The organism is Spiroplasma sp. Moj (genome assembly GCF_016082285.1).
Lineage (GTDB): Bacteria > Bacillota_I > Bacilli_A > Mycoplasmatales > Mycoplasmataceae > Spiroplasma > Spiroplasma phoeniceum.
Map to the genome: position 1 here is coordinate 1 of NZ_MQTY02000160.1, position 911 is coordinate 911.

1 protein-coding gene is annotated in these 911 nt (G+C 21.7%); it reads left to right on the forward strand.

The window, feature by feature from the left end:
* Window positions 1-536 precede the first annotated feature (536 nt).
* Window positions 537-863, forward strand: a complete 327-nt coding sequence (locus BST80_RS05280) for a hypothetical protein (RefSeq protein WP_415746283.1) — start codon at window positions 537-539, stop codon at window positions 861-863.
* Window positions 864-911: the final 48 nt, after the last annotated feature.

Below are 911 nucleotides of genomic sequence, written 5' to 3' on the forward strand. Positions count from 1 at the left end.
GAATGTGAACTACATTTATATTTTTCAGTATGATTAGTTGAAGAAAATTGAGATCAGGGCTACACTTGAATACCAAATTATTCTTTAAATAATAAAATAATAGTTATTAATAAATTTTCCAGAAATTCCTAGTAGTATTACATTTATTTAAATTTTTAAATTAAAGTTGATTATGAATTGTGTACACATATTTTATAATTCGTATTAAATTCAAATTTATTACATTTAATCATTTTCAACAAAATGTTGGTTAGATTCTGATACTTTAATAGAAAGATATTACTAAATTTTTTAATGACATGTACTGTACTGGGAATTATTNTTTTTTTTTTTTTTTTTTTTTTTTTAAANTTTTTTTTTNTTTTTTTTTTTTTTTTTTTTTTTTNTATAATNATTTTGTAGTTTTTAAAATTACAAAATATATTATGAAATTAATGAAATAGGAGAGAAATTATGACTCATGATGAAACAGTCGAAGCAACGCAAGGGAAAAAGCGGAATTAAATAAAAAGATAGTTCATTTTTTTTCATTAAAAATGTTTCGTTATACTTTAATTAAAATGTTAAAGGCCCCATCAACATGAGTGATGTTTGTTTTAACATTAGTAGTAGGAATAATTATGGTTTTATCATTAGCTTTAGGAATAAGAGATGTTGCTAGTGGAGACTATATTGATGCTGCTAAATCATTATTTACTATTTATTCATGGATTTGATATATGTTATACTTTGGGTTAACATCAATGTTTATTGGTTTTAAAGCGGTACAGTTAATTTGTGATGAAATTTATGATGGAACATTATTAATTTTTTCATCAATTCCAATCTCACGAACAAGAATGATTATTAGACTTCTTGCATAACCTATTAAAATAATTGTAAATATTTTTAAAAAGATACTAATAGCAAAT